A 24,282-nucleotide genomic window follows, 5' to 3' on the forward strand; every position below is an offset into this window, starting at 1 on the left:
CCATTGCTGCCACCGTCCTGGTTCACCGCCGAACCACGCACCACCGCCAGCACCCGATGCCCATGCCGCTCGGCGTCCGACAGCCGCTCGACGACGAGCAGACCGACACCCTCGGCCCAACCCGTGCCATCGGCGGCGTCGGAGAACGCCTTGCAGCGGCCGTCGGGCGCGAGGCCGCGCTGCCGGGAGAACTCCACGAACATGCCGGGCGTCGACAGCACGGTCACACCACCGGCCAACGCCAGCGAGCACTCACCATTACGCAGTGCCTGCACCGCCAGGTGCAGGGCCACCAGCGACGACGAGCACGCCGTATCCACCGTCATCGCAGGCCCTTCCAGACCCAGCAGATAGGAGATGCGGCCCGAGGCCACGCTGGTGGTGTTGCCGGTGAGGCGGAAGCCCTCGGTGCCGTCGAGCGGGGCGTGCAGGCGGGGGCCGTATTCCATGTTCATGGCGCCGACGAAGACGCCGGTCCGGCTGCCGCGCAGTGACGTCGGGTCGATCGCGGCCCGCTCCAACGCCTCCCAGGCGGTCTCCAGCAGCAGCCGCTGCTGCGGGTCCATCGCCGCCGCCTCACGCGGACTGATCCCGAAGAAATCGGCATCGAAATCACCCGCCCCGGCCAGGAACCCACCATGGCGGGCGTAGCTGGTCCCGGGGTGGTTCGGGTCCGGGTCGTACAGACCGGCGAGATCCCAGCCGCGGTCGGTGGGGAATCCGGAGATGGCGTCCTGTTCGCCCATCACGGCCTGCCACAGTTGCTGGGGCGAGTCGATGCCGCCCGGCAGACGGCAGGCCATGCCGACGATGACGATCGGGTCGTCGTCGGACCCGGCCCCGGTCGGTGCGCCGGTGGCACGGGCGTCGTCCTCGGTGTCCCGGGGGTCAGGGCCGCCGACGATCTGGTCCCGCAGGTACGTGGCGAGGGCCTGGGGGGTGGGGTAGTCGAAGAGCACGCTCGTGGGCAGGCGCAGCCCGGTGGCCGAGACGAGCCGGTTGCGCAGCTGCACGGAGCGGACGGAGTCGAAGCCCAGCTCGCGGAAGGTGGCGTCGGGATCCGCGGGGACGGTGCCGACGGCCTCGGCCAGCTGGTCGGCCAGCCAGCGGGTGAGGAACCCGTCCGGCTCGGTGCGGATCCTGTCGCGCAGGGCGAGCGTGGCGGAGCTGAGGTGCTGTTCGGCGACCGGCGTGGCCGGGCGTTCGTCGAGCCAGTAGCGCTCGCGCTGGAAGGCGTAGGTGGGCAGGTCGACGATGCGGGCTTCACCGACCGTCTCGGCCCAGTCGACGTGCACGCCGGCGGCCCAGACTTCGGCGAGTCCGCCCAGCAGGGCCTCCGGTTCGGGCGTGTCGCGGTGCTGGAGGGCTACCGCGACCTCGGTGTCGGTGGGGTGGACGAGCGCGGTGAGGACGGAGTCGGGGGCGAGTTCCACGAACCGGGTCACGCCCTGCTCGCGGCAGGCGAGGATCGCGTCGTGGAAGCGGACCGTGGCGCCGACGTGTCCGATCCAGTACTCCTCGGTCATGGCGGTGCCGGTGCGCCCGGTGACGGCGGAGACGATCGGGATGCGCGGCTCGGCGACGGACAGGCCGTCCAGCCTGCGGGCGAACTCGTCGAGCATGGGAGCCGTGAGCGGCGAGTGGGCCGCGTTCTGCACTCGCAGCCGGGTGGTGCGCCGGCCGCGGGCCCGGAACTCCTCGGCGATCCGGGTCACGGTCTCTTCCGCCCCGGAGAGCACGACGGCCCGCGGCCCGTTGATCACGCCGATCGAGACGTCGTCGACGTCCTGGAGCGCCGCGTCGGCCTCCTCTTCGGTCGCCTCCACGGCGATCATGGCGCCGCCGGGCGGGAGGGCCTCCATCAGTTCGCCGCGCGCGGCGGCGAGGGCGGCGGCGTCGGCCAAGGAGAGGGATCCGGAGACGTGTGCGGCGACGATCTCACCGAAGGAGTGGCCGACGAGCAGGTCCGGCTCCACGCCCCAGGAGGTGACCAGGCGGTACATGGCGACCTGGAAGGCGAACAGGGCGGGCTGCATGTAGCGCATGCCGTCGAGGGCCGCCGCCGCGTCCTCGCGCTGGCCGAACAACACCTCGCGCAGTCCCAGGGCCGGGTCGAAGTGGCTGAGCACCTCGTCGAGGGCCTGGGCGAAGACGGGATGGGCCGCATACAGCTCGCGTCCCATGCCGACGTGGTGGGCGCCTCCGCCGGCGAACAGGAAGGCGGTCCTGCCCTGTGTCGTTGCGACGCCGGTGATGGCCTCCTCGTGCAGGCGGCCCAGGCGTGCGGTGAGTTCGGCCCGGTCGTTGCCGATGATGGCGGCGCGGTGCCCGAAGGTGGACCGGGTGACGGCCAGCGATCGCGCGATGTCGGCGGCGTCGGCTTCCGGGTGCTGCTGAAGATGGTCGAGCAGCCTGCCGGCCTGGGCCTCCAGGGCGCGGCCGGTGCGGGCCGACAGTGTCCAGGCCAGGGGGCGGGCGGTGGCGGGGCGGGCGGTGGGGCCGTTTGGCCGTCCCGTGTACGGTCCCTCGGCGAGGACGACGTGGCAGTTGGTGCCACCGACCCCGAAGGAGCTGACGCCGGCGACGAGGGGGGCGTCGGAGTCGGGCCAGGCACCGAGTTCGGTCTGCACCCTCAGGTTCAGATCGTCCAGTGGGATCGCCGGATTGGGGGTGGTGAAGTGCAGGCTGGGCGGCAGTTGCCGGTGGTGTACGGCGAGCGCGGCCTTGAGCAGGCCCACGATGCCGGCGGCGGCCTCCAGGTGGCCGATGTTGGTCTTGACGGACCCGACCCGCAGTGGACGGCGGTCCGTGCCCCGGCCGATGACGGCGGAGACCGCGGCGGCCTCGACGGGGTCGCCGACGCGTGTGCCGGTGCCGTGGAGTTCGACGTACTGGACGGCGTCCGGGCTGATCCGGGCGTCCGCGTAGGCGCGACGCAGGACGTCCTGCTGGCCGTCGACGTCGGGGTCGGTGAGCCGGTCGCCGCCGCCGTCGTTGTTGACGGCGCTGCCCTGGATGACGCAGTAGACGGGGTCGCCGTCGGCGATCGCCCGGTCGAGGGGCTTGAGCAGCACCACACCGCCGCCCTCACCGCGCACGAACCCGTCGGCGCTCTCGTCGAAGACCGCGCAGCGGCCGCGCACGGACAGGGCGCCCAGTCCTGCCGTGGCCACCATGCTGTCCGGCGCAAGGATCAGGTTGACGCCGCCGGCGAAGGCGAGGTCGGACTCGCCACGGCGGATGCTCTCGCAGGCCAGGTGGACGGCGACCAGCGACGAGGCCTGCGCCGCGTCGACGGCGAGGCTGGGCCCTTGCAGGCCGAAGGTCCAGGAGACCCGGTTGGCGATGAGGGCGCGGTGCCGCCCGGTGAAGTCGTGAAGTTCGCCGCGGGCCTGCCCGCTGCGGGATGCGAGGGTGGCGTAGTCGTCGGAGGAGACGCCCACGAACACACCGGCGCGGGAACCCCGAAGCCGGTCGTCGCGCAACCCGGCGTCCTCCATCGCCTCCCAGACGAGTTCGAGCGCGAGCCGCTGCTGCGGGTCCATGGCCGCGGCCTCGTCGGGTTGCACGCCGAAGAAGGCGGCGTCGAACGTGCTGACGTCGTCGAGGAAGCCACCACGCCAGGGCTCCCGCCCGGGACCCCGGTTCGCCGGCCAGGAGGAGACGGCGTCGGTTCCCTCCGACAGCAGGCGCCAGAACTCGTCCGGGTTCGATGCCGAGGGGACGCGGCAGGAGATGCCGATCACAGCGATGGCCGTGTCACGGGAGCCGTCGATCACCTGGTCACCAGACATGGATGGCTTCATAACGGGGAGTATCCGCGCTGAACGGAAACCCGGCTTCTGCCAGAGGAAGGGCCCGGGGCCGGGCTTCGGTACAGGAAGTCGACGGCCGACCAGGACTTTCGGTCAGGTCGGCTTTCGGCCACTCGGCGTGGTGCGGCCGGGAGTTGACGGCCGGTTCGGGGCGCGGGCCGTGGGCCGTGGCCGGGAACACCGACGGGGGCCTGCACGCGGATCATCCGCGTGCAGGCCCCCGTCTTGCCGGGCCGCGCCGCCATGACGTGTCAGGACGTATGGGGACAGGTCTCTCACATGGCTGTGGTGGATGCGATGAGCTGCGCCCGGGACGCCATGTGCGCCTTGGCGAGCACGTTGGACACATGGAACTTGATGGTCTTCTCGCTGAGCCCCAGCTGGCGGGCGATCTCCTTGTTGGCCAGACCGCGCCGCACCAGGGCCAGTACCTCGGACTCGCGTGAGGTCAAGGGCGTGTGGGTGGGCACGAGTGAAAGACGCCGCGGAAGGGTTGCGCGTACGCACCGGAGCAGCGAGCCGCTGAGGCCGGAAGACACGTAGCCGCTGCCGTCTCCGGCTCTGCGGACCGCCGTCACCAGTTCCTTCTCGGGGTCGTCGGAGTGGACGAGTGCCAGTACTTCGGCCTGAGCGCATCGGATCCAGTCGGTGGCGGTGTCCACGTCCGCGACGACGATCACCATGGCGGCGTCGACGTGTGCCAGATCGCGCATGTCGCCGTCCGACTGCGCGGGGGTGTCGACGAACACCACGACGTCGGGGGCGCACAGCTCGGCGACCGAGACCAGCTCGCCGATGTCTCCCGCCTCACCGACCACGGTCAGCGCGGGATCCTGCTCGAGTGCTCCCCGCACACCCAGACGCGCGTACGGGTGTCGATCACATACAACAATTCGTGTCTGAGGCCGGCTTTCCAAGTTTTCCGCTCTCCTGCTTGACGTGAAGTTCACGCAGGGGTGAGAACGCATGCCGGAACACCGTTTCCGAGAGCTTTTGGGCACGGTTTTACTGGGCGGCGCAAAGAGACGGACACGCCGGTGGTACGTCGCAAAAAAGGTGCGACGATCTGCTCCGTGTGCGGCAAATACCGTGTCCGTTCCGTCGTCCGTCGACGGGAGATCGACGGACGACGGAATTCATCCGGCCGAAAAGACGGACGGCCGCGGCACTCGGCGTACTCGACCCCCGTTTACGGCATCCTCTGCGTTGCGGCCTGACGGGTGATGCTGATCGCGCCAACCGGGCACAGTTGGGCGGCCAACTCGACCGACGCCTGAAGGGACTGCGGCGGCTGCGTGATCCGCAGCATCACCAGTCCGTCCGCGTCATCCTGGTCGAACACCTCAGGGGCGTTCACGACGCAGTTGCCGGAACCGCAGCAGCGCTCCCTGTCCACTGTGATCCGCATGCTCACCACGTCACCGGAAGCTCGGCCAGGCCGAAAGTGACGGCCATGTGGCGTTTGGGGACGTCCGCAAGCGTCGTCCTGGACCGCAGCCCGGGGAAGCGGCGGGCGAGTTCCACCAGGGCGATACGCAGTTCGGCGCGGGCCAGCGGCTGGCCGATGCACTGGTGCAGGCCGAAGCCGAACGCCATATGGCGGTGCGCCTCGTTGCGCGCGGGGTCGAACAGCTCGGGATCGTGGAAGACGGAGGGGTCCCGGTTGGCCATGGACAACATGGCCACGGCTCCCTCGCCGGCCCGGATCAGCCGGCCGCCGATCTCGACGTCCTCCAGCGCCAGCCGGGGCAGGCCCGTCCGTACGACGGTGATGTAGCGCAGCAGTTCCTCGACCATGCCCGGCGCCAGGCCGGGGTCGTCGCGCACGGCCTCCAGGCTCTCGGGGTGCTCCAGCAGGGCGAGGGCGGACAGCCCGATCATGTTCGCGGTGGTCTCGTGGCCGGCGACGAGCAGCAGCATCGCCATGCTCAGCAGCTCGTCCTCGCGCAGCTCGCCGGGGACGACACGTTCGGCCACCAGCCTGCTGAGCAGATCCTCGCCGGGCGAGGTGCGCTTGAACTTGATCAGCTCACCCAGGAAGCCGCTCAGCGCGCCGAGGGCGGCCTCGACCTCCTCGGGTCCGGAGTTCCGGTCCATGATCGCGCGGCTGTGGAACTGGAAGAAGTCGTGGTCGGAATAGGGCACTCCGAGCAGGTGACAGATCGTCATCGACGGAACGGGCAGCGCGAACTCGTTCATCAGGTCCGCGGGCGGGCCGGAGGCGCGCATGCGCTCCAGCGCCTCGACCACCGTCTCCTCGATCAGCGGCTCGATCCGCCGGATGTTCTTGATCATGAATTCGGCGGTGAGCATGCGCCGGAAGCGGCTGTGCGCCTCGCCGTCCATGAAGATGAACAGGCCGGAGGCGTCCTCCTGCTTCGGCGGGATCGGGTTCAGCACCGGAAAGCCGGGGCGGTACTGGTCCGAGCTGAAGCCCGGGTGCCGCAACAGCTGCCGAACGTCCTCGTGACGGGTGACCAGCCAGGCCCAGCCCCCGAACGGGAGCCGGACCCTGCCTATCGGTCCGCCCAGTCGTGCCTCGTCGGCTTCCGTGACCGGAATGAAGGGGTTACTGTCCGGACCAATGAACGGGAAAGCCGGAAGCTCCGCAACATCAACGCTTGACAATTCCGTCAATTCGACCCCCGTAGACTGCGTTGAAATGACGGCTTCACCCTAACAAGAATGAATCAAAAACAAGTCAAGTTGTGATCCAGCTCACAGGGAATCGAGCCTGTCCTCAACGCACGTTGTCCTCTATGAATACACCCCCTTCCGAGAGAATGGCCGAAATCGTTCGGGATACTTCGGCGGCAACATGCTCCATCTGATCCGCCAAATAGAAATGCCCTCCGGGAAATGTGCGCAGCTCAAAGCCGCCGTCCGTGTGATCGGCCCAGGCACGTACGGCATCGAGGGGCGCCCTCGGGTCGTCGGCGCCAACGAGCGCGCGCACCGGGGTCGCGAGGCGGGATCCTGCTACGCGGCGATACGTTTCGGCCGCCCGGTAGTCGCTGCGCACAGCCGGCAGCACCGTGCGCAGCAGCTCCGCGTCCTGCAGGACCCGTACGTCGGTGCCACCGAGTGACACCAGCTCGGCGACCAGGCCCGCGTCGTCGCGCAGGTGCACGGTGCCCTCGCGCGGGCGGGACGGGGCGCACCGCCCGGAGGCGAACAGCACGGCCGGCCGGTGCCCCAACCGCTCGAGGCGCAGGGCGAGTTCGAAGGCGACCGAGGCGCCCATGCTGTGCCCGAACAGCGCGAGCGGCCGGTCCGTCCAGGACACGACCTCATCCACCAGCGCATCGGCCATCTCGGGGACGGACTCGATGCACGGTTCCTCGCGGCGGTCCTGCCGCCCCGGGTACTGGACGGCGAGCACGTCGACGCGCGGCGTGAGCGCCCGGGCGAAGGGCAGGTAGAACGGTGCGGCCCCGCCCGCATAGGGCAGACACAGCAATCTGACGGGAGCCTCCGGAGCCGGCCGGAAGCGCCGGATCCAGAGGCCGGTGGCGGGTACGGTCACCTGTGCTCCCGGGTTCAGGCCGCGGCCGGGAGCGCGAAGCGCACGGCGGTCAGCTCTTCCGACAGCTGCCACAGCCTGCTGCCTGTCTCCGGGTCGGACGCCCGCGGGGCGAGCTCGACCTGCTTGGGCGCACCCCGCAGCTCAGCCATGCCGTCCGGACCGAACAGCTCGCCGCCGCGCACGTCCTGGGCGGTGGCCGCGTACAGCTGGGGCAGCGCGCCCTGCTCCGGGGACTGGGCGAGCGGCAGCAGCAGGCGGCCGAAGAGCAGCTTCACCATGCCGACGGGGGCGCTCGTCTGCAGGTTGGTGGAGGTGTAGCCAGGGTGGGCCAGCACGCTGCGGACCGGGCTGCCGGCCGCGCTCAGCCGTCGGTGCAGCTCCCATCCGAACACGGCATTGGCGAGCTTGGACTGGTTGTAGTAGCCCATGGGCGAGTACTTCCGCTCACCGGTCAGGTCGTCGAAGAAGATCTTCGCCTGGCGGTGGTTGGTCGAGGTGACCGTGACCACGCGGGGATCGTCGCCATCCGCCAGCAGGTCGAGCAGCAGGCCGGTGAGGGCGAAGTGGCCGAGGTGGTTGGCGGCGAACTGCAGCTCGTGTCCCTGCGCGGTGAGTGTGCGGGGCGGTGCCATCACGCCGGCGTTGTTGACGAGGACGTCGGGGCGCACACCGTCGGAGCGCAGCCGGTCGGCGAACGCACGGACCGATTCGGGGTCGGACAGATCCAGCCGGCGCACCTCCAGCCGGGCACCCGACTCTCCGGCCGTCACCTCCGCGACCGCCCGTCGGCCCTTCGCCTCGTCGCGTACGGCGAGGATCACGCGGGCACCCTTGCGGGCGAGTGCCCGGGTGGTCGCCAGACCGAGGCCGCTGTTCGCTCCGGTGATGACGAACACCCGGCCGTTCTGGTCCGGAATCTGATCGGCGGTCCAGCGCTTCTGACTCGTCATATGGCTCACGGTGCCCTATGTGTCATCGAGTGTCAAGTGCGCCACTCTGGGCCACGAACGTCACGACGGATACGATGGGTGAATGACTTCCCGCCCGGTAGGAACCCTGGCCCAGCGCAAGCGTCAGCTCGTCGCCGACGAGCTGACGCAGGCGGCGCTGGACCTGCTGGCACGCGAAGGTTTCGACGCGGTCACGGTGGACGAGATCGCCGCAGCCGCGGGAGTGTCCAAGCGGACTTTCTTCCGGTACTTCGCTTCCAAGGAGGACGTGGTCGTCCAGTTCCTGACCGAGCTGGGTGCCACCATGCGCGACGAACTGGCGAGCCGCCCGGCGCCGGAACCGCCGTCCACCGCCCTGCGGCACACGGTGTGGCGCTCGATCGATGCCTGCGCGGGCCACGCGGACCGGGCCCTGCGGGTCGTCCAGTTGATCCTGGGGACGCCCGCCCTGCTCGCCCGCTTCCTGGAGCGCCAGGCTCAGTGGCGTGAGGAGCTGGCGGCCGAGGTGGCCGAGCGACTCGGTCTCGAGCTCGCGACGGAGCTGTACCCGCACCTGGCCGCCGGGATGGCTCTGACCGCGTTCCACACCGTGCTGAAGCGGTGGAGCGACAGCGACGGCACCGAGGACCCCTCCGCGCTCACCGACCGGTGCTTCGACGTGATCGCACCGGCCCTGGACGCCGTCGTACGCGCGTAAGGCATCAGGCCCGGATCCGCCGCACTCCTCGACTGCGGGTCCGGGCCTGGCCCTCTCGTCGCTCACCGGTGTCCCGCGGCACTCAGGACGACACGTCGGCACCCGCCGCCTCAGGGGCGGGCACGGCGGCCGCGCCGGCACGGACCTGGACTCCGCGCCGTCCGGCCAGCCGGCATCCGAGGCATCCCGCGTGGCCGTGGCGCGCGGAGAGGTCCCGCACCCCCATGCTCCGCTGATCGACCGGCCGCGGCCCGGGCGGCTTGCCCCAGCCGACGAGATGCAGGACCCACGTGACGAGCAGCGCCGCCGCCATGAGGGCCAACCCCACCCAAATCCCCGGGTGCCAGCCGCAGATGCCGAGGCCGGTCACCGCGGCCCCCGTCGTCGCGACGGCGAAACCGGCCCATCCGGCCACTGTATGGCCGTCGTCGTGATGTCCGCTCACGTGCCCGCCTCCTCGCGCTCGCCTGACCGGGCCCGCACACGCCATGGCCTGGCCGACGGCACTCGACCTATGATGTCTTACCAGGCAAGGAATTTATCTTAGATACTAAGGAAATGACAATGGAGGGCAAGCAGCGGACCGCCGCCTCCCCATCGGACGCCATCAGCGCACTCGACGACCTCATCGCCACGAGCATCGTCGGTCAGCAGGAGTTCGCCCGGAACCTGGGGCTGAGCATGACGGACCTCATCTGCTTCGCCCACGTCCTCGCGGCCGGCGACTCCTCGGTCACCGCCGGCGACCTGGCGTCCCGTGCCCACGTGACCACAGGTGCGGTGACCGGGATCCTCAACCGCCTGGAGCGCGGCGGGTTCGTCACCCGTGAGCCCGACCCCGCCGACCGACGGCGGGTGCGCGTCGTCGCCGCCCCGGCCGCCGCCAGCCAGGTCCAGGCCGTCTACGGCCCTTATCACGCGCGGCTCGCGGAGCTGTTCGCCCAGTACACGTCGGACGAGATCGCCATCGTCACCGACTGGTTCACGCGCGCCGCGGCAGTGGCGCGCGCGTATCTGGACGAGGCGTGCGAGACCTAGGGTCTTTCGTTCGGCTCATGCCGGGCTGGCGGGGTCCGGCATGAGCCGAACCCAAGACTCCAGCCGGGACCGGGGGGAATGCTGTGTCCCAGGGGGCACGGGTGTTTCCGAGGGGCACGTGGCGCGTTCCGCCGGGACACTGCTCACGCGATCTCGACGAGAAGGTCCCCGCCTTCCACCTGCTGGATCCTGTGGATGGCCAGCCGGGTCACCCGTCCGGCCTTCGGAGCGGTGATCGCGGCTTCCATCTTCATCGCCTCGATGGTGGCCACCGTGGCACCGGACGCCACCTCGTCGCCTTCGGCGACCGCGAGCGTCACCACTCCGGCGAAAGGCGCTGCCACATGGCCGGGGTTGGCCCGGTCGGCCTTCTCGGTCGCCGGTACGTCCGAGGCCGCCGCCCGGTCGCGCACCTGGATGGGCCGCAGCTGGCCGTTGAGGGTGGCCATCACGGTGCGCATGCCGCGTTCGTCGGCCTCACCGATCGCCTGCAGCTCGATCAGGAGCCGCACACCGGGCTCCAGGTCGACGGCGTACTCCTGGCCGGGACGCAGACCGTGGAAGAAGTCCTTGCTGTCCAGCACGCCGGTGTCGCCGTAGGCCTGGCGCTGCGCCTCGAAGTCGCGCGTCGGCCCGGGGAAGAGCAGGCGGTTGAGCGTCGCCCGACGGTCCTTCTCCAGTCCGGCGCGGTCCTGTGCCGTCAGTTCCTGCGCGGGCCTGGCCTCGGCGCGGCCCTGAAGTGCCTTGGTGCGGAACGGCTCCGGCCAGCCGCCGGGCGGTGTTCCCAGCTCGCCGTGCAGGAAGCCGATGACCGAGTCGGGAATGTCGTATGTGTTCGGCGCCGCTTCGAAGTCCTGCGGCGTCACTCCGGCGCCCACCAGGTGCAGGGCGAGGTCGCCGACCACCTTCGACGACGGAGTGACCTTGACGGGACGGCCCAGGATCCGGTCGGCGGCGGCGTACATCGCCTCGATCTCCTCAAAGCGGTCGCCGAGTCCCAGCGCGATCGCCTGCGTGCGCAGATTGGACAGCTGCCCGCCCGGGATCTCGTGGTGGTAGACGCGTCCGGTGGGTGAGGCCAGTCCTGCCTCGAACGGCGCGTAGATCCGGCGGACGCTCTCCCAGTACGGCTCCAGGTCTCCGACGGCCTGCAGGTCCCGGCCCGTGGGCCACTCGGAGTGGTCGGTCGCGGCCACGATCGCCGACAGCGAGGGCTGCGAGGTGGTGCCCGCCATCGACGCGACCGCGCCGTCGACCGCGTCCGCGCCGGCCTGGATCGCGGCCAGGTAGGTGGCGAGCTGGCCGCCCGCGGTGTCGTGGGTGTGCAGGTGCACCGGGAGGTCGAACTCGCGGCGCAGCGCCGACACGAGCTTCGCCGCCGCTGGGGCGCGCAGCAGCCCTGCCATGTCCTTGACTGCCAGGACGTGGGCACCGGCGGCCACGATCCGCTCGGCCAGGCGGAGGTGGTAGTCCAGCGTGTACAGGCGCTCCGAGGGGTCGGAGAGGTCGGCCCATGGTGTCGGCTGCCCAGCTGCCGAGCCACGCGGCAACGTTGGAGGTGGGCAGACGTCCTGCTGAAGCCGGAAAACATCACATTGACATCACCGCGAGCCTCCTCCGCCCTTCCGGTCAGTCGGGGGGAGCCCGGATCACACAGACGTTGCGCTTCACGCAACTCGATGCGTCAAAAGAACTCCACCCCTTGACCAGTCAGCCACCCTGCCTGGACCATGTTGCGTATCATCCACATAGTTGCGCAATGCGCATTGGGAGGATGTCATGTCTCCTCGACCGCAGCCCGGCCGCGAGTTCGTCCTCACCCTTTCGTGCCCTGACCGGGCCGGTCTCGTCCACGCCGTGACCGGCTTTCTCATCAGCCACTCCGGCAACATCCTGGAGAGCCAGCAGTTCGACGACCGGCTGCAGGACCGCTTCTTCATGCGGGTGCACTTCGATGTGTCGGATCCCGCCGTCTCGCTGGGGGATCTGCGTACCGGTTTCGGCCCGGTCGCCGAGGCGCACCGGATCACCTGGCAGCTGCACGACGCGTCGACCCCGACCCGCACGCTGATCATGGTGTCGAAGTTCGGCCACTGCCTGAACGACCTGCTTTTCCGCAAGTCCACGGGCGCGCTCAACATCGAGATCCCGGCGATCGTCTCCAACCACCGCACCTTCGAGTCACTGGCGGAGAACTACGGCATCCCCTTCCACCACATCCCGGTGACACCCGACACCAAGGCGGAGGCGGAGGCCCGGCTGCTCCGCCTCGTCGACGAGCTCGACATCGACCTGGTGGTACTCGCCCGGTACATGCAGGTCCTCTCCGACGACCTGTGCAAGCAGCTCGACGGCCGGGCCATCAACATCCACCACTCCTTCCTGCCGAGCTTCAAGGGCGCCCGGCCCTACGTCCAGGCGCACCAGCGCGGCGTCAAGCTCGTCGGCGCCACGGCGCACTACGTCACGCCCGACCTCGACGAGGGCCCGATCATCGAACAGGACGTCGTCCGCGTGAACCACTCGCACGCACCGGACGAGCTGGTCGCCCTCGGCCGTGACGTCGAGGCCCAGGTACTCGCCCGCGCCGTGCGGTGGCACAGCGAAAGCCGTGTACTGGTCAACGGCAACTGCACGGTCGTCTTCCGCTGACGCGCCGAGCCATCGCACCGCCGAGGGGCTTCGCGGACACCGCCGCGCCGTCGTGTGACGGCTTGTCCGCGCTCCCATCGTCGATGGCGGACGTCTTCACCGTTGCCTCCGCGACGTCCACGAGACACCGCTGGAGGCGCGCTGCCTGATCGAGCAGGCGGCCGTGCCGGGCGGTGCCACGCCCGGCACGGGTCGGGCACCGGCGTCCGGCGTACGTCGCCGAAGCGGGCGCGCGCCGGACGCCCTCCACAAGCCGGCGACCACCACCCGGAAACCGGAGGAGTCCAGGGCGGCGGGTTGCCGGTGACATCGTGCGGACCGGACGCGCCCAGGCGCCGGAGCGGGCCGGAACGTCGGGGACTTCCGCCCCGACGTTCCGGCCCGCTGTGCGCTGTTCCTTACGCGTATTCCATGGCCGCGTCCAGCAGCCAGTCCACCAGGTAGCCGGCGAAGGAGGAGCGCACCAGTATCCAGAAACCGGCCCTGGGCTCCTCGCGTGCGACCAGGACGACCTGCGCGCGGGCCAGCGTGGTCTGCGCGCAGCGACCGGGGCCGAAGGCCCGCGGGTGGAGGTCGAGCGGGCAGCCGTGGGACAACAGGTCGCGGGCGCGGGGGCCCGCGACGAGGAGGGTGGTGCGCTGGGCGGAGACATCGGTGACGCCGACCGGTTCGTCTCCCCCTGCCGAGCGGATCCGGCTCTCCAGGTCCCGCTCGGTGCCGGGCCGGCCCACCACCAGCCACTCGTCGGGGCCCAGCCACACCGCGGTCAGGTCACCCGCGTGTACCACGTTGTTGGGTTCCAGGGGGAGTTGGAGTCCCAGGGCCAGTCCGACGGCGTCCGCTGCCGGGCCCTTGGCGTCGAGGCGGACGTTCACCTGGGCCAGGAAGGGGAGTTCGGCCAGGCGGATCGCGCCCCGGGAGGAGCGCGTCGCGGCGGCGAGGCGGTGTGCGGCGTCTGCCAGGGGGCTGCGCGGCCGTGCGGTCAGGGCGGTGTCAGCCATCGCGGCGGGCTCCCTCGGGGTCGTAGAGGACGGGACTTGCGACGGTCACCGGCAGCAGCCGGTCGGCGACGGGCGCGTAGAGGCGTTCGCCGATGCGGTCCCGGCCGCCCTTGACCAGGGCGAGCGCGAAGGTCCGGCCGAGCGCCGCGCTGCGGTAGCTGGAGGTGACATGGCCGAGCATCGGGACGGGTGGGGTGGGCAGTTCACCGTCGGCGACCAGGTGCGTGCCCTCGGGAAGGAGCGCGCCGGGATCGTCCGGCAGCAGGGCGACCAGGTGCTTGCGGTCGGGGCGGACGGTGTCGGCACGGGCGTAGGAACGCTTGCCGATGAAGTCCGGCTTCTTCTTGGACACCACCCAGCTCATTCCGAGGTCCTGCGGGGTGACCGTGCCGTCGGTGTCCTGACCGACGATCGGGTAGCCCTTCTCCGCGCGCAGGACGTGCATGGTCTCGGTCCCGTACGGGGTGATGCCGTACGGGGCGCCTGCCTCGTACAGCGCCTCCCAGAGCGCCAGGGCGTCCCAGGGCGACACGTTGATCTCGTAGGCGAGTTCGCCGGAGAAGCTGATCCGGCACACACGTGCCTCGACGCCGGCGACGGTCGTCTCCCGCCACGCCATGAACGGGAAGTCGTCGTTGGACACGGCCAGTCGGGGCGCGAGCGCGCCGAGGACCGCGCGGGACTTCGGGCCGACCAGGGCGACGGTGGCCCACTGCTCGGTGACCGACGTGCAGTGCACCCGCAGTTCGGGCCACTCGGTCTGCAGCCACTCCTCCATCCAGTCCAGGACGGCCGCCGCGTTACCGGTCGTGGTGGTGACCAGGAACCGGTCGTGGGCGAGCCGGATGACCGTGCCGTCGTCGAACACCATCCCGTCCAGGCGGCACATCACGCCGTAGCGGATCATGCCGACCTTCAGGGTGCTCATCATGTTCGTGTACAGCCGGTCGAGGAAGAGGGCGGCGTCCGGCCCCTGCACATCGATCTTGCCGAGCGTGGAGGCGTCCATGAAGGCCACGCCCTCGCGGGCGGCGCGGCACTCGCGCAGCACGGCGGTCTCCATGTCCTCGCCGACCTGCGGGTAGTACCAGGGCCGCTTCCACTGGCCGACGTTCTCGAACAGGGCGCCGTGCTCGACATGCCAGCCGTGCAGGGCGGTCGTGCGGACCGGGTCGTGCAGCGCGCCCCGGTCGCGCCCCGCGAGGGTGGCGAAGGAGACGGGGGTGTACGGCGGCCGGAAGGTGGGCAGGCCGAGCGCCGAGATGTCCACGCCGAGGAGTTCGGCGACGACCCCGCTCGCCAGCACCCCGCCCGTCTTGCCCTGGTCGTTGGCCGTGCCGGCGGTGGTGTAGCGCTTGGTGTGCTCCACCGAACGCAGACCGGCGCCGGTCGCCCGCGCGAGGTCGTCGACCGTGACGTCGCGCTGGAGGTCGACGAACCGGGGGGCGCCGGTGGCGTTGGGGATGGTGAAGACGTGCATGGGCGGGGTGTACGGCTGGGCGGCCACGGCCGGAAGGGCGGGTGCCTCGGCGGTGTACCCCTCCGCCTCGACCGCCCGGGCACCGGCCGCCGCGCCCTGCGCGAGGGCCGTGGCGAGGTCGAAGGCGCCGTTCGCGCCGCCCGCGGCCGCCACGGCCTGGCGGCAGCCGTCGGGAACGAACGTGCCGAGTACGTCGTCGTGGCGGAGCTTGCCGCCCGCCTGGCTGAACAGGTGCGCGACCGGGTTCCAACCGCCGGAGACGAGGAGCAGGTCGACGGCGAATCCGCGCCGTCCCGCGGTGTCTCCATACGGGGCGACCGTGACGCCGGTGAGGCGGTCTCCGCCCTCCGTGCCGGTCACCGCGTGCCCGGCCAGCACCTCGATCCCGGCGGATCGGGCACGCTCGGCCCATTCCCCCGGCTCGGCCCGGGTGTCGACGATCGCCGCGATGTCCACTCCCGCCGCCGCCAGGTCGAGTGCGGCTGCGTAGGCACTGTCGTTGGTGGTGAACACGACCGCGTGCCGGCCGGGCAGAACCGCGTACCGGTGGAGGTACGTCCGGGCCGAGGCCGCGAGCATCACGCCGGGGCGGTCGTTGTCGCCGAAGGCCAGCGAACGCTCGTGGGCGCCGGTGGCGAGGACGACGCGCCGGGCGCGGATCCGCCAGACGCGCTCGCGGGAGATGTTCGCCGGGGCGTCGGCGCCCAGGTGGTTGGTGCGGCGCTCGACAGCGAGCAGGTGGTTGTCGTCGTAGTGGCCGAAGACGGTGGTGCGGCGCAGGACGCGCACCTCGGGGGCGGCTTCGAGTTGGGCGCGCGTCGCCTCCACCCAGTCGAGGTGTTCGCCGGTGCCGAGCAGGCTGCCGCCGGGTTCCGGCTGGTCGTCGGCGAGGATGACGCGCGCGCCGCTGCTCGCCGCCGCCGCTGCCGCCGCCAGGCCGGCCGGTCCGGCGCCGACGACCAGCAGGTCGCAGTGGGCGTGTACGGCGTCGTAGCGGGCGGGGTCGGGTTCGCCGGCGAGGCGGCCCTGGCCTGGGAGGCTGCTCGCCACCAGGCCCTCGTAGAGCTCTACGGTGGTGGCGGGGAGCATGGGCTCGGGGAAGGGTTCCTCGATCTGGACGACCGCGTTGGGTTCCTCGACGCCGGCGGAGAAGATGCCGCGGGGGCGGCCTCGTTTGATGCTTGTCGCTGCCGCGATGACGCCGTTGGCGAGCAGGGCGGAGGCGAGGGTGTCGCCTCGGTAGCCCTGGTATGCGGTGCCGTCGAAGGTGAAGGTGAGAGGGGTGTCTCGGTCTATGCGGCCGCCGGTGGGGAGGCGGAACGGCTGGTTGTCCTCCCCCACCCCGCCCCTTCCCGAAACCAGGGGGCCCGCCCCCTGGACCCCGGCCGGGGGCTCCGCCCCCGGACCCCCGTCGCCCTGAACGGGCTCGTCCTCAATCGCCGGTCGGGCTGATGTTGCCGAAGGTGGCTCGGTGGTGGCCGGACGCGGCGGTGCAGCAGCCGGGCACGACCCCGTCGTGGCCGGACGCAGCCCACTCGCTTCCGGGCGGTCCTCCCCCACCCGGTACACCGCCAGGATCTCGTTCGTCGCCGTGTCCCGCACCGCGTTGAACCACCTGCGGCAGCCCGCCGCGTGGCTCCAGCGCTCGGCGAACGGGCCCTTGGGGTTGTCGCGGAAGAACAGGTAGCGCGCCCACTCCTCGTCGGTGAGGGCCGCGGGGTCCTCGGGGTAGGGCACATGGGCCTGGCCACCGTAGTGGAACTCGGCCTCGTCACGGGGCCCGCACCACGGGCAGGGGATGAGCAGCATGGTTCGGCTCCCTAGTGGGCCACCGCGGCCGCGCCGTGCTCGTCGACGAGCGCGCCGGTGGTGAAACGGTCGAGCGAGAAGGGGGCGTTGAGGGCGTGGGGGGTGTCGTGGGCGATGGTGTGGGCGTAGACCCAGCCCACGCCCGGGGTGGCCTTGAAACCGCCCGTACCCCAGCCGCAGTTGAGGTAGAGGTTCTCGACCGGTGTGAGGCCGACGATGGGCGAGGCGTCCGGGCTGACGTCGACGATGCCGCCCCAGGTGCGCAGCACATGGGCGCGGGCGAAGACCGGGAAGAGTTCCAGGGCGGCGGACATCTGCTCCTCGATGATGTGGAACGCGCCGCGCTGGGTGTAGGAGTTGTACGCGTCGATACCGGCGCCCATCACCAGCTCGCCCTTGTGGGCCTGGCTGACGTACACGTGGACGGCGTTGGACATGACCACCGTGGGGTGGACCGGTTCCAGGAGTTCGGAGACCAGGGCCTGCAACGGGTGGCTCTGCAGCGGAAGTTCGATGCCCGCCATGGCGGCGAGCACCGAGGTGTGTCCGGCCGAGCACAGGGCCACCTTGCCGGCCGCGATCGGGCCACGCGTGGTCTGCACGCCGACGACCCGGCCGCCGACCACGTCCAGGCCGGTGACCTCGCAGTTCTGGATGATGTCGATACCGGCGGCGTCCGCGGAGCGGGCGAAGCCCCAGGCCACGTAGTCGTGCTTGGCGATGCCGGCGCGCGGCTGGTAGGTGCCGCCGAGGACCGGGTAGCGCACGTCGGGTGAGGTGTTGACGATCGGGCAGACCTCTTTGACCTGCTCGGCGTCGAGCCACTCGGCGTCGACGCCGTTGAGGCGGTTGGCCGCCACCCGGCGCACGCTGTCGCGGACGTCCTGCAGGCTGTGGGCGAGGTTCAGCACGCCCCGCTGGGAGAAGAGGATCGGGTAGTCCAGCTCCTCCTCCAGCCCCTCCCACAGCTTGAGGGCGTGCTCGTAGATGCCGGCGCTCTCGTCCCACAGGTAGTTGGAGCGGATGATGGTGGTGTTGCGGGCCATGTTGCCGCCCGCGAGCCAGCCCTTCTCCAGGACCGCGACGTTGCTGATGCCGTGGTTCTTGGCGAGGTAGTGGGCGGTGGCCAGGCCGTGTCCGCCGCCGCCCACGATCACCACGTCGTACGACCGCTGGGGCTCGGGGTCGTGCCAGAGCCAGTCGGGGTGGTCGGGGAGGTCGGCGCCGGGGGTGCGGGGACTCATCGGGCGTCTCCTGAGGGGCCGGAAAGGTGCGGGTAGAGCGGGTGCCGGGCGGCCAGCGCCTCGGTGCGGGCGCGTAGGGCGGGCACGTCCGGCTCGGGCTGGAGGGCCAGCGCGATCACCTCGGAGACCTCGGCGAAGTCCGCCTCGGTGAAGCCCCGGGTGGCCAGCGCCGGGGTGCCGATGCGCAGGCCGGAGGTGACCATGGGCGGGCGCGGGTCGAAGGGGACGGCGTTGCGGTTGACGGTGATGCCGACCTCGTGCAGGAGGTCTTCGGCTCGCTTTCCGTCGAGTTCGGAGTCCCGCAGGTCGACGAGGACGAGGTGGACGTCCGTGCCGCCGGTCAGCACCCTCACTCCGGCCGCGGCCGCGTCGGGGCGGGTGAGGCGCTCGGCGAGGATGCGGGCGCCCGCCAGCGTACGGGCCTGGCGCTCGGTGAACTCGGGCGATGCCGCGACCTTGAAGCAGACCGCCTTCGCGGCGATGACATGCTCCAGCGGGCCGCCCTGCATACCGGGGAACACCGCCGAGTTGATCTTCTTGGCGAGATCGGCGTCGTTGGTGAGGATGACTCCGCCGCGAGGACCGCCGAGGGTCTTGTGCGTGGTGGTGGTGACCACGTGGGCGTGTGGGACGGGGCTGGGGTGCAGCCCGGCGGCGACCAGGCCGGCGAAGTGCGCCATGTCGACCATGAGGAGGGCGCCGACCTCGTCGGCGATACGGCGGAAGGCCGCGAAGTCCAGCTGCCTCGGGTACGCCGACCAGCCCGCGATGATCATCTTGGGGCGGTGTTCCTTGGCGAGCCGCTCCACCTCGTCCATGTCCACGAGGTTGTCCGCCTCGGAGACGTGGTACGGCACGACGTTGAGCATCTTGCCGCTGTAGTTGATGCGCATGCCGTGGGTGAGGTGACCGCCGTGCGCGAGGTCGAGGCCGAGGACGGTGTCGCCGGGCTGGAGCAGGGCGAAGAAGACGGCGATGTTCGCCTGGGCTCCCGAGTGCGGCTGGACGTTCGCGAAGGCCGCGCCGAACAGGGATGTGACGCGTTCGATCGCCAACCGCTCGGTGACGTCGACGTGTTCGCAGCCGCCGTAGTAGCGGCGGCCGGGGTAGCCCTCGGCGTACTTGTTGGTCGCGACCGAGCCCTGTGCCTCCATCACGGCGGTGGGCGTGAAGTTCTCGGAGGCGATCATCTCCAGGGTGGACTGCTGGCGGTGCAGCTCGGCGCGGAGCGCGGCGTGGACCTCGGGGTCCAGCTCCGCCAGCGGGGTGTTCAGCGCGTTCATACGGGGTTCGCGTTCCTCTCGGCGGCCTCTACGACGTTGGCGAGCAGCATCGCCCGGGTCATGGGTCCCACTCCCCCGGGCATGGGCGCGATCCATCCGGCGACCTCGGCGGCCTCCGGGTGGACGTCGCCGACGAGCCCGTGCTCGGTGCGGGTGATACCGACGTCCAGGACGGCCGCTCCCGGGCGCAGCATGTCCTTGGTGATCAGTCCGGGCGAGCCGGCCGCCGCGATGACGATGTCCGCCTCGCGTACGTGCCAGGCCAGCCCCTTGGTTCCGGTGTGGCACAGGGTGACGGTGGCGTTCTCGGAGCGGCGGGTGAGCAGGAGTCCGATCGGCCGTCCCACGGTGATGCCCCGGCCGACGACGCACACCCGCGCTCCGGCGATCGGTACCGCGTGGCGGCGGAGCAGTTCGACGATGCCGCGTGGGGTGCACGGCAGCGGGGCGTCGACGCCGAGGACGAGCCGGCCGAGGTTGACCGGGTGCAGGCCGTCGGCGTCCTTGGCGGGGTCCATCCGCTCCAGCACGGCGCCCGCGTCCAGGTGGCGCGGGAGCGGGAGTTGCACGATGTAACCCGTGCAGGCCGGGTCGGCGTTGAGTTCGTCGATGACGTCCTCGACGTGCTGCTGGGTGGCGTCGGCGGGCAGTTCGCGACGCAGGGAGGCGATGCCGATCTGCGCGCAGTCACGGTGCTTGCCGGCGACGTAGGCGTGGCTGCCGGGGTCGTCGCCGACCAGGACGGTGCCGAGACCCGGGGGACGCCCGTGCAGGGCGGTCAGTTTGGCGACGCGCTCGGCGAGTTCGCGGCGGATGACGGCGGCGGTCGCCTTGCCGTCGAGGAGTTGTGCGGTCACCGGCGGTGCTCCTTCTCCGCGGTCAGCCACGAAGGCGGGACATGGTCGGGTCGAACAGGGGCTCCTCGGCGACGACCGCTTCGACGCGCTGGTCGAAGTAGCCGATGGTCACGGTGGTGCCGGGGGTGGCCAGCTCCGCCGGGAGCCAGGCGTAGGCGATGCCCTTGCCGATCGTGTAGCCGTAGGCGGCGCTGGTGACGTAGCCGACGGCGCGGTCGCCGGCGTACACCGGCTCCTTGCCCATGACGACGGCGTGCGGGTCGTCGATGGTGAGGCAGCTCAGCCTGCGCCGCACGTCGGCCTTGCGCCGCTCCAGCGCGGCCTTGCCGATGAAGTCGTCCTTGTCGAGCTTGACGGCGAAGCCGACACCGGCCTCGTAGGGGTCGTGCTCGTAGGTCATGTCGGTGCCGAAGGAGCGGTAGCCCTTCTCCAGGCGCAGGCTGTTGAAGGCGCCGCGCCCGGCGATGATGCCGCCGAGCGGCTCGGCCGCCGCCCAGAGGGTGTCCCACAGCTTCTGGCCCTGGTCGGCGGTGGTGTAGAGCTCCCAGCCGAGTTCGCCGACGTACGACAGCCGCATCGCGGTGACGGGTACCGAGCCGATGTAGGCGCGCTTGGCGCGGAAGTACTTCAGGCCGTCGTTCGAGAAGTCCTCGTCGGTGAGGGGCTGCAGGACCTCGCGGGCCAGCGGGCCCCACAGTCCGATGCAGCAGGTGCCGGGGGTGATGTCGCGGACCTGGACCGTGCCGTCGGCGGGGAGGTGGCGGGTGAACCAGTCGAGGTCCAGGTTGCCGTTGGCGCCGACCTGGAAGAGGTCGCGGGCGAGGCGGGCGACGGTGATGTCGCTGCGGATTCCGCCGTCGTGGTCCAGGAGCAGCGTGTACGTCACCGAGCCGACGGACTTGGCGACCTTGCCGGTGACCAGGCCCTCCAGGAAGTCGGCGGCGCCGGGGCCGCTGACCTCCAGGCGCTTGAGGGCCGTCATGTCGTACATCGCGACCGTCTCACGGGTGACCTGGGCCTCGGCTCCGACGATGGGCGACCAGTACCGCGCGGCCCAGTCGTTGGGGGTGGGGATGTCGCGGCCTTCGACCAGGGACGCGTTGGCCTCGTACCACTGGGGGCGCTCCCAGCCGTTCGCCTCCAGGAAGAACGCGCCGTGTTCCTGCTGGCGGGCGTGGAAGGGGCTGGTGCGGATCGGGCGCGGCTTCCCGGACGGCTGGAGGGGGTGGAGGATGTCGTAGACCTCGACGAAGTTCTGGCAGTCGCGGGCCAGGACGTACTCCGGGGAGAGCTGGTGCGGCTCGAAGCGGTTGACGTCGCACTCGTGCAGGTCGAAGGAGGAGCAGTAGCCGTCGACCAGCCATTCGGCGACGGCCCGGCCGACGCCCGCGGAGTGGGTGACCCACACGGCCTCGGCGACCCAGAAGCCCTTGACGTCCGGGGACTCGCCGAGCAGCGGGTAGCCGTCGGTGGTGAACGAGAACAGGCCGTTGATGCCCTCCTCCACCTTGGCCTCGCGGGTGGCGGGGAGCAGTGACTGGGTCTCGCTCCAGGCGTCCTCGAAGTCCTCCTCGGTGAACTCCAGGACCGACGGCATCTGCTCGGCCTCGTCCACGGAGAGGATGTCGTCGGCGGAGACCGGCATGGGGCGGTGGCCGTAGTAGCCGATGCCGAGGCCGTCGAAGCGGTCGCGGTAGTAGAGGTCGGCGTCCTGGTGGCGCAGGATCGGGCGGACCGCCTCCTGGGTCTGGCCGGCGAGGGCGGGGATCGGGCCGGTCCAGGCGAGCTGGTGGGCGAGCGGGGTGAGCGGCAGGTTCATCCCGACCATGCGGGCGATCTTCGGACCCCAGATGCCGGCGCAGCACACGACGATGTCGGCGGGGATCTCACCCTGGTCGGTCAGCACGCCGGTCACCCGGCCCTCGCTCTGCCGGACGTCCAGGACCTCGTGACGAGCGAGGAAGCGCACGCCGCGCCCGGTGGCCCGGCGGATCTGCGCCTCGACGGCGAGGACGGCCTTGGCGAGGCCGTCGGTGGGGACCAGGAGACCGCCGAGGACCTTGTCGCGGTCGACCAGCGGGTGCTGCTCGACGCACTCGTCGGGGGTCAGCAGGCGCGCCTCGATGCCCCAGGCGGTGATCCAGCCGTGGCGGCGGTGGAGTTCGGCGAGGCGCTCGGGGGTGGTCGCCACTTCGAGGCCGCCGACCTGGAGGAAGCAGGGCTTGCCGTCGACCTCGAGGGAGCAGAACTTCTCGACGGTGTAGCGGGCCAGCTCCGTCATGGTCTTCGAGGGGTTCGTCTGGAAGACCAGGCCCGGAGCGTGGGAGGACGATCCCCCGGTGGCCGGCAGGGGGCCCTGGTCGACCACGGTCACCTCGGTCCAGCCGCGTGCGGAGATCTCGTCGGCGAGGGCCGCTCCCACGACGCCCGCTCCGATGATGACCACTCGGGGTCCCGCCATCGCCCAACCTCCGAACTTGAGACCGGTTCAGTTGCTTTGTGCGCAACTTGATTCAGGCTGCGCAACTCAATGTGCCTGTCGCCGGGATGGGTGTCAAGGGGTCCGTGACGTCGGTGAACAGCCCTGACGTGGCGCCTGGACACGACGAGGCCCGGCAGGCTGCCAGCGCAGCCTGCCGGGCCTCGTCGTCGGGGCGTTCGGGGTCGCCGCCCGAGCGGTTCTCGCCCCCGCCGCCCCTTCCCGTCCCGTCCTCCAGGACCTCCGCCCCTTCGCCCCCGGCGGGGGCTAGAACCCCGGACGCCCCTCCTCAAACGCCGGAGGGGCTGATCTTCCAGCCCCGGCCGGCCACCACCAGCCCGTCCGGCGCCCGAGGACGAGGCCGTTCAGGCCGACAGCGGGGGTCTGGGGGCGCAGCCCCCAGGGACGGGAAGGGCAAGGGCGGCGGGGGCGGAGAGCCCAACCGCGTGCCACACCGACCGAGAACCGCCCGGCGCTACTTCAGCCACGCCTCGACCTTGCTCCGGTTCGCGTCGACCCACTTCTTGGCCGCCGCGTCGTCCGACATCTTGTCCACCGCGATGTACTTGGCCACGGTGTTCTGGTCGTCGTTCGTCCAGTTGAAGTTCTTCACCAGGTTGTACGCCGGGCTGCCCGACTTGGCGAAGCCCGCGCTGACGATCTTGTCCAGGTCGTAGACGGGGTAGTCGCAGGCGACCTTGGCCGCATCCGCGTCGCAGCCCGTCTTGTACGCCGGCAGGTTGACCTTGACGAGCGGCACCTCGGACATGAACCACTGCGGTTCGTAGAAGTAGCCGATCATCCACTGCTTGTTCTTCTCGGCCGTCCTGAAGGCCTGGATGAGCGCGGTCTCGCTGCCCGCGTACACCACCTTGAAGTTCAGCTTCAGGTTCTTCACCAGCGCCGCGTCGTTGGTGACGTACGACGGGTCGCCGTCCAGCAGCTGGCCCTTGCCGCCCGACTCGGAGGTCTTGAACTGGTCGGCGTACTTGTTGAGGTTCTGCCAGTTCGTGATGTCGGGGTGCGCCTTGGCCAGCCACGGCGGCACGAACCAGCCGATGATGCCCTTGTTGCCGGTCTGCCCGGCCTCGACGGCCGTCTTCTGCCCGGTGATGTACTTCTTCTTCAGATCGTCGTGGCCCCAGTTCTCCAGGACGGCGTCGACCTCGCCGGTCCCGAAGCCCTGCCAGGCGATCTCTTCCTTGAGGTCCTTCTTGGTGACCGTACAGCCGAGGTCGTGCTGCGCGACGTACGCGACGACCGCCGCGTCCGCCTCGTAGCCCACCCACGGGTTGACGGCCAGGTTGAAGGTGCCGCACTTGCCGCCCGAGGACTTCGAGCCCGCGGAGGTGCTGTCGCCGACCTTCGCCCCGCCGCACGCCGTGAGGGTGAGGCCGAGGACGGCCAGGCCGGCCGCGCCGGCTCGCCAGTGTCTTGCCATGGTGTCGTGC

General features: G+C 70.8%; 17 protein-coding genes and 1 pseudogene. 3 read left to right on the top strand and 15 right to left on the bottom strand.

Annotated features, from left to right (window positions below; genetic code table 11):
* The 6 genes from ACFYZJ_RS27190 to ACFYZJ_RS27215 form a co-directional block, all read right to left on the bottom strand.
* A partial coding sequence (locus ACFYZJ_RS27190; protein WP_388572130.1) for a type I polyketide synthase occupies positions 1-3,794 on the bottom strand: 3,794 nt, incomplete at its 3' end.
* 296 nt (positions 3,795-4,090) lie between these two features.
* Positions 4,091-4,669: a LuxR family transcriptional regulator gene (locus ACFYZJ_RS27195; RefSeq protein WP_388572131.1), complete on the bottom strand. Its 579-nt coding sequence runs from the start codon at positions 4,667-4,669 to the stop codon at positions 4,091-4,093.
* A gap of 335 nt (positions 4,670-5,004) precedes the next feature.
* On the bottom strand, positions 5,005-5,223 hold the full coding sequence (locus ACFYZJ_RS27200) for a ferredoxin (RefSeq protein ID WP_388572133.1): 219 nt from the start codon (positions 5,221-5,223) through the stop codon (positions 5,005-5,007).
* Positions 5,224-5,225: 2 nt separating this feature from the next.
* Positions 5,226-6,263 carry a cytochrome P450 gene (locus ACFYZJ_RS27205; RefSeq protein ID WP_388572134.1) on the bottom strand — a complete coding sequence of 346 codons (1,038 nt, stop codon included), beginning with the start codon at positions 6,261-6,263 and terminating at the stop codon, positions 5,226-5,228.
* Between the two features lie 292 nt (positions 6,264-6,555).
* A complete protein-coding gene (locus ACFYZJ_RS27210; protein ID WP_388572136.1) occupies positions 6,556-7,341 on the bottom strand; it encodes a thioesterase II family protein in 786 nt (261 codons plus the stop codon).
* A gap of 14 nt (positions 7,342-7,355) precedes the next feature.
* Positions 7,356-8,291, bottom strand: a complete 936-nt coding sequence (locus ACFYZJ_RS27215; protein WP_388572138.1) for an oxidoreductase — start codon at positions 8,289-8,291, stop codon at positions 7,356-7,358.
* 82 nt (positions 8,292-8,373) lie between these two features.
* Between ACFYZJ_RS27215 and ACFYZJ_RS27220 the strand changes: the two genes are divergently transcribed.
* Positions 8,374-8,988 carry a TetR family transcriptional regulator gene (locus ACFYZJ_RS27220; RefSeq protein WP_388572140.1) on the top strand — a complete coding sequence of 205 codons (615 nt, stop codon included), beginning with the start codon at positions 8,374-8,376 and terminating at the stop codon, positions 8,986-8,988.
* Positions 8,989-9,070: 82 nt separating this feature from the next.
* Here ACFYZJ_RS27220 and ACFYZJ_RS27225 read toward each other — a convergent pair whose 3' ends face one another.
* A complete protein-coding gene (locus tag ACFYZJ_RS27225; protein ID WP_388572142.1) occupies positions 9,071-9,433 on the bottom strand; it encodes an HGxxPAAW family protein in 363 nt (120 codons plus the stop codon).
* Positions 9,434-9,552: 119 nt separating this feature from the next.
* Here ACFYZJ_RS27225 and ACFYZJ_RS27230 point away from each other — a divergent pair, with 119 nt between their 5' ends.
* Entirely contained in the window at positions 9,553-10,026 is a 474-nt protein-coding gene (locus ACFYZJ_RS27230; protein WP_388572144.1) for a MarR family winged helix-turn-helix transcriptional regulator, read from the top strand.
* Between the two features lie 143 nt (positions 10,027-10,169).
* Here ACFYZJ_RS27230 and ACFYZJ_RS27235 read toward each other — a convergent pair.
* Positions 10,170-11,537, bottom strand: a pseudogene (locus ACFYZJ_RS27235) (biotin/lipoyl-containing protein); the annotation flags it as partial.
* Positions 11,538-11,805: 268 nt separating this feature from the next.
* On the opposite strand from ACFYZJ_RS27235, the gene purU reads away from it, so the two are divergent.
* Entirely contained in the window at positions 11,806-12,678 is an 873-nt protein-coding gene (gene purU / locus ACFYZJ_RS27240) for a formyltetrahydrofolate deformylase (protein ID WP_388572146.1), read from the top strand.
* A gap of 398 nt (positions 12,679-13,076) precedes the next feature.
* Here the strand turns inward: purU and ACFYZJ_RS27245 are convergent, their stop codons facing one another.
* From ACFYZJ_RS27245 to ACFYZJ_RS27275, 7 genes are all read right to left on the bottom strand, one after another.
* On the bottom strand, positions 13,077-13,679 hold the full coding sequence (locus ACFYZJ_RS27245) for a sarcosine oxidase subunit gamma (RefSeq protein WP_388572148.1): 603 nt from the start codon (positions 13,677-13,679) through the stop codon (positions 13,077-13,079).
* Positions 13,672-16,968 (bottom strand): sarcosine oxidase subunit alpha family protein, encoded by a 3,297-nt coding sequence (locus ACFYZJ_RS27250; RefSeq protein ID WP_388572150.1) that lies wholly within the window; start codon positions 16,966-16,968, stop codon positions 13,672-13,674. The genes ACFYZJ_RS27245 and ACFYZJ_RS27250 overlap by 8 nt, the downstream gene beginning before the upstream one ends.
* Before the next feature lie 11 nt (positions 16,969-16,979).
* The gene (locus ACFYZJ_RS27255) at positions 16,980-18,212 is read right to left on the bottom strand and encodes a sarcosine oxidase subunit beta family protein (protein ID WP_388572152.1); all 1,233 of its coding nucleotides are present in this window, start codon (positions 18,210-18,212) and stop codon (positions 16,980-16,982) included.
* Positions 18,209-19,495: a serine hydroxymethyltransferase gene (gene glyA, locus ACFYZJ_RS27260; RefSeq protein WP_388572154.1), complete on the bottom strand. Its 1,287-nt coding sequence runs from the start codon at positions 19,493-19,495 to the stop codon at positions 18,209-18,211. The genes ACFYZJ_RS27255 and glyA overlap by 4 nt, the downstream gene beginning before the upstream one ends.
* Entirely contained in the window at positions 19,492-20,352 is an 861-nt protein-coding gene (locus tag ACFYZJ_RS27265) for a bifunctional methylenetetrahydrofolate dehydrogenase/methenyltetrahydrofolate cyclohydrolase (RefSeq protein ID WP_388572156.1), read from the bottom strand. Before ACFYZJ_RS27265 ends, glyA begins: the two co-directional genes overlap by 4 nt.
* Positions 20,353-20,374: 22 nt before the next feature.
* Positions 20,375-22,813 carry an FAD-dependent oxidoreductase gene (locus ACFYZJ_RS27270; protein WP_388572158.1) on the bottom strand — a complete coding sequence of 813 codons (2,439 nt, stop codon included), beginning with the start codon at positions 22,811-22,813 and terminating at the stop codon, positions 20,375-20,377.
* 493 nt (positions 22,814-23,306) lie between these two features.
* Positions 23,307-24,272, bottom strand: coding sequence for an ABC transporter substrate-binding protein (locus ACFYZJ_RS27275; protein WP_388572160.1), 966 nt, complete (start codon positions 24,270-24,272; stop codon positions 23,307-23,309).
* Positions 24,273-24,282 lie beyond the last annotated feature (10 nt).

The sequence above is a fragment of the Streptomyces sp. NPDC001848 genome (assembly GCF_042891915.1).
GTDB lineage: Bacteria > Actinomycetota > Actinomycetes > Streptomycetales > Streptomycetaceae > Streptomyces.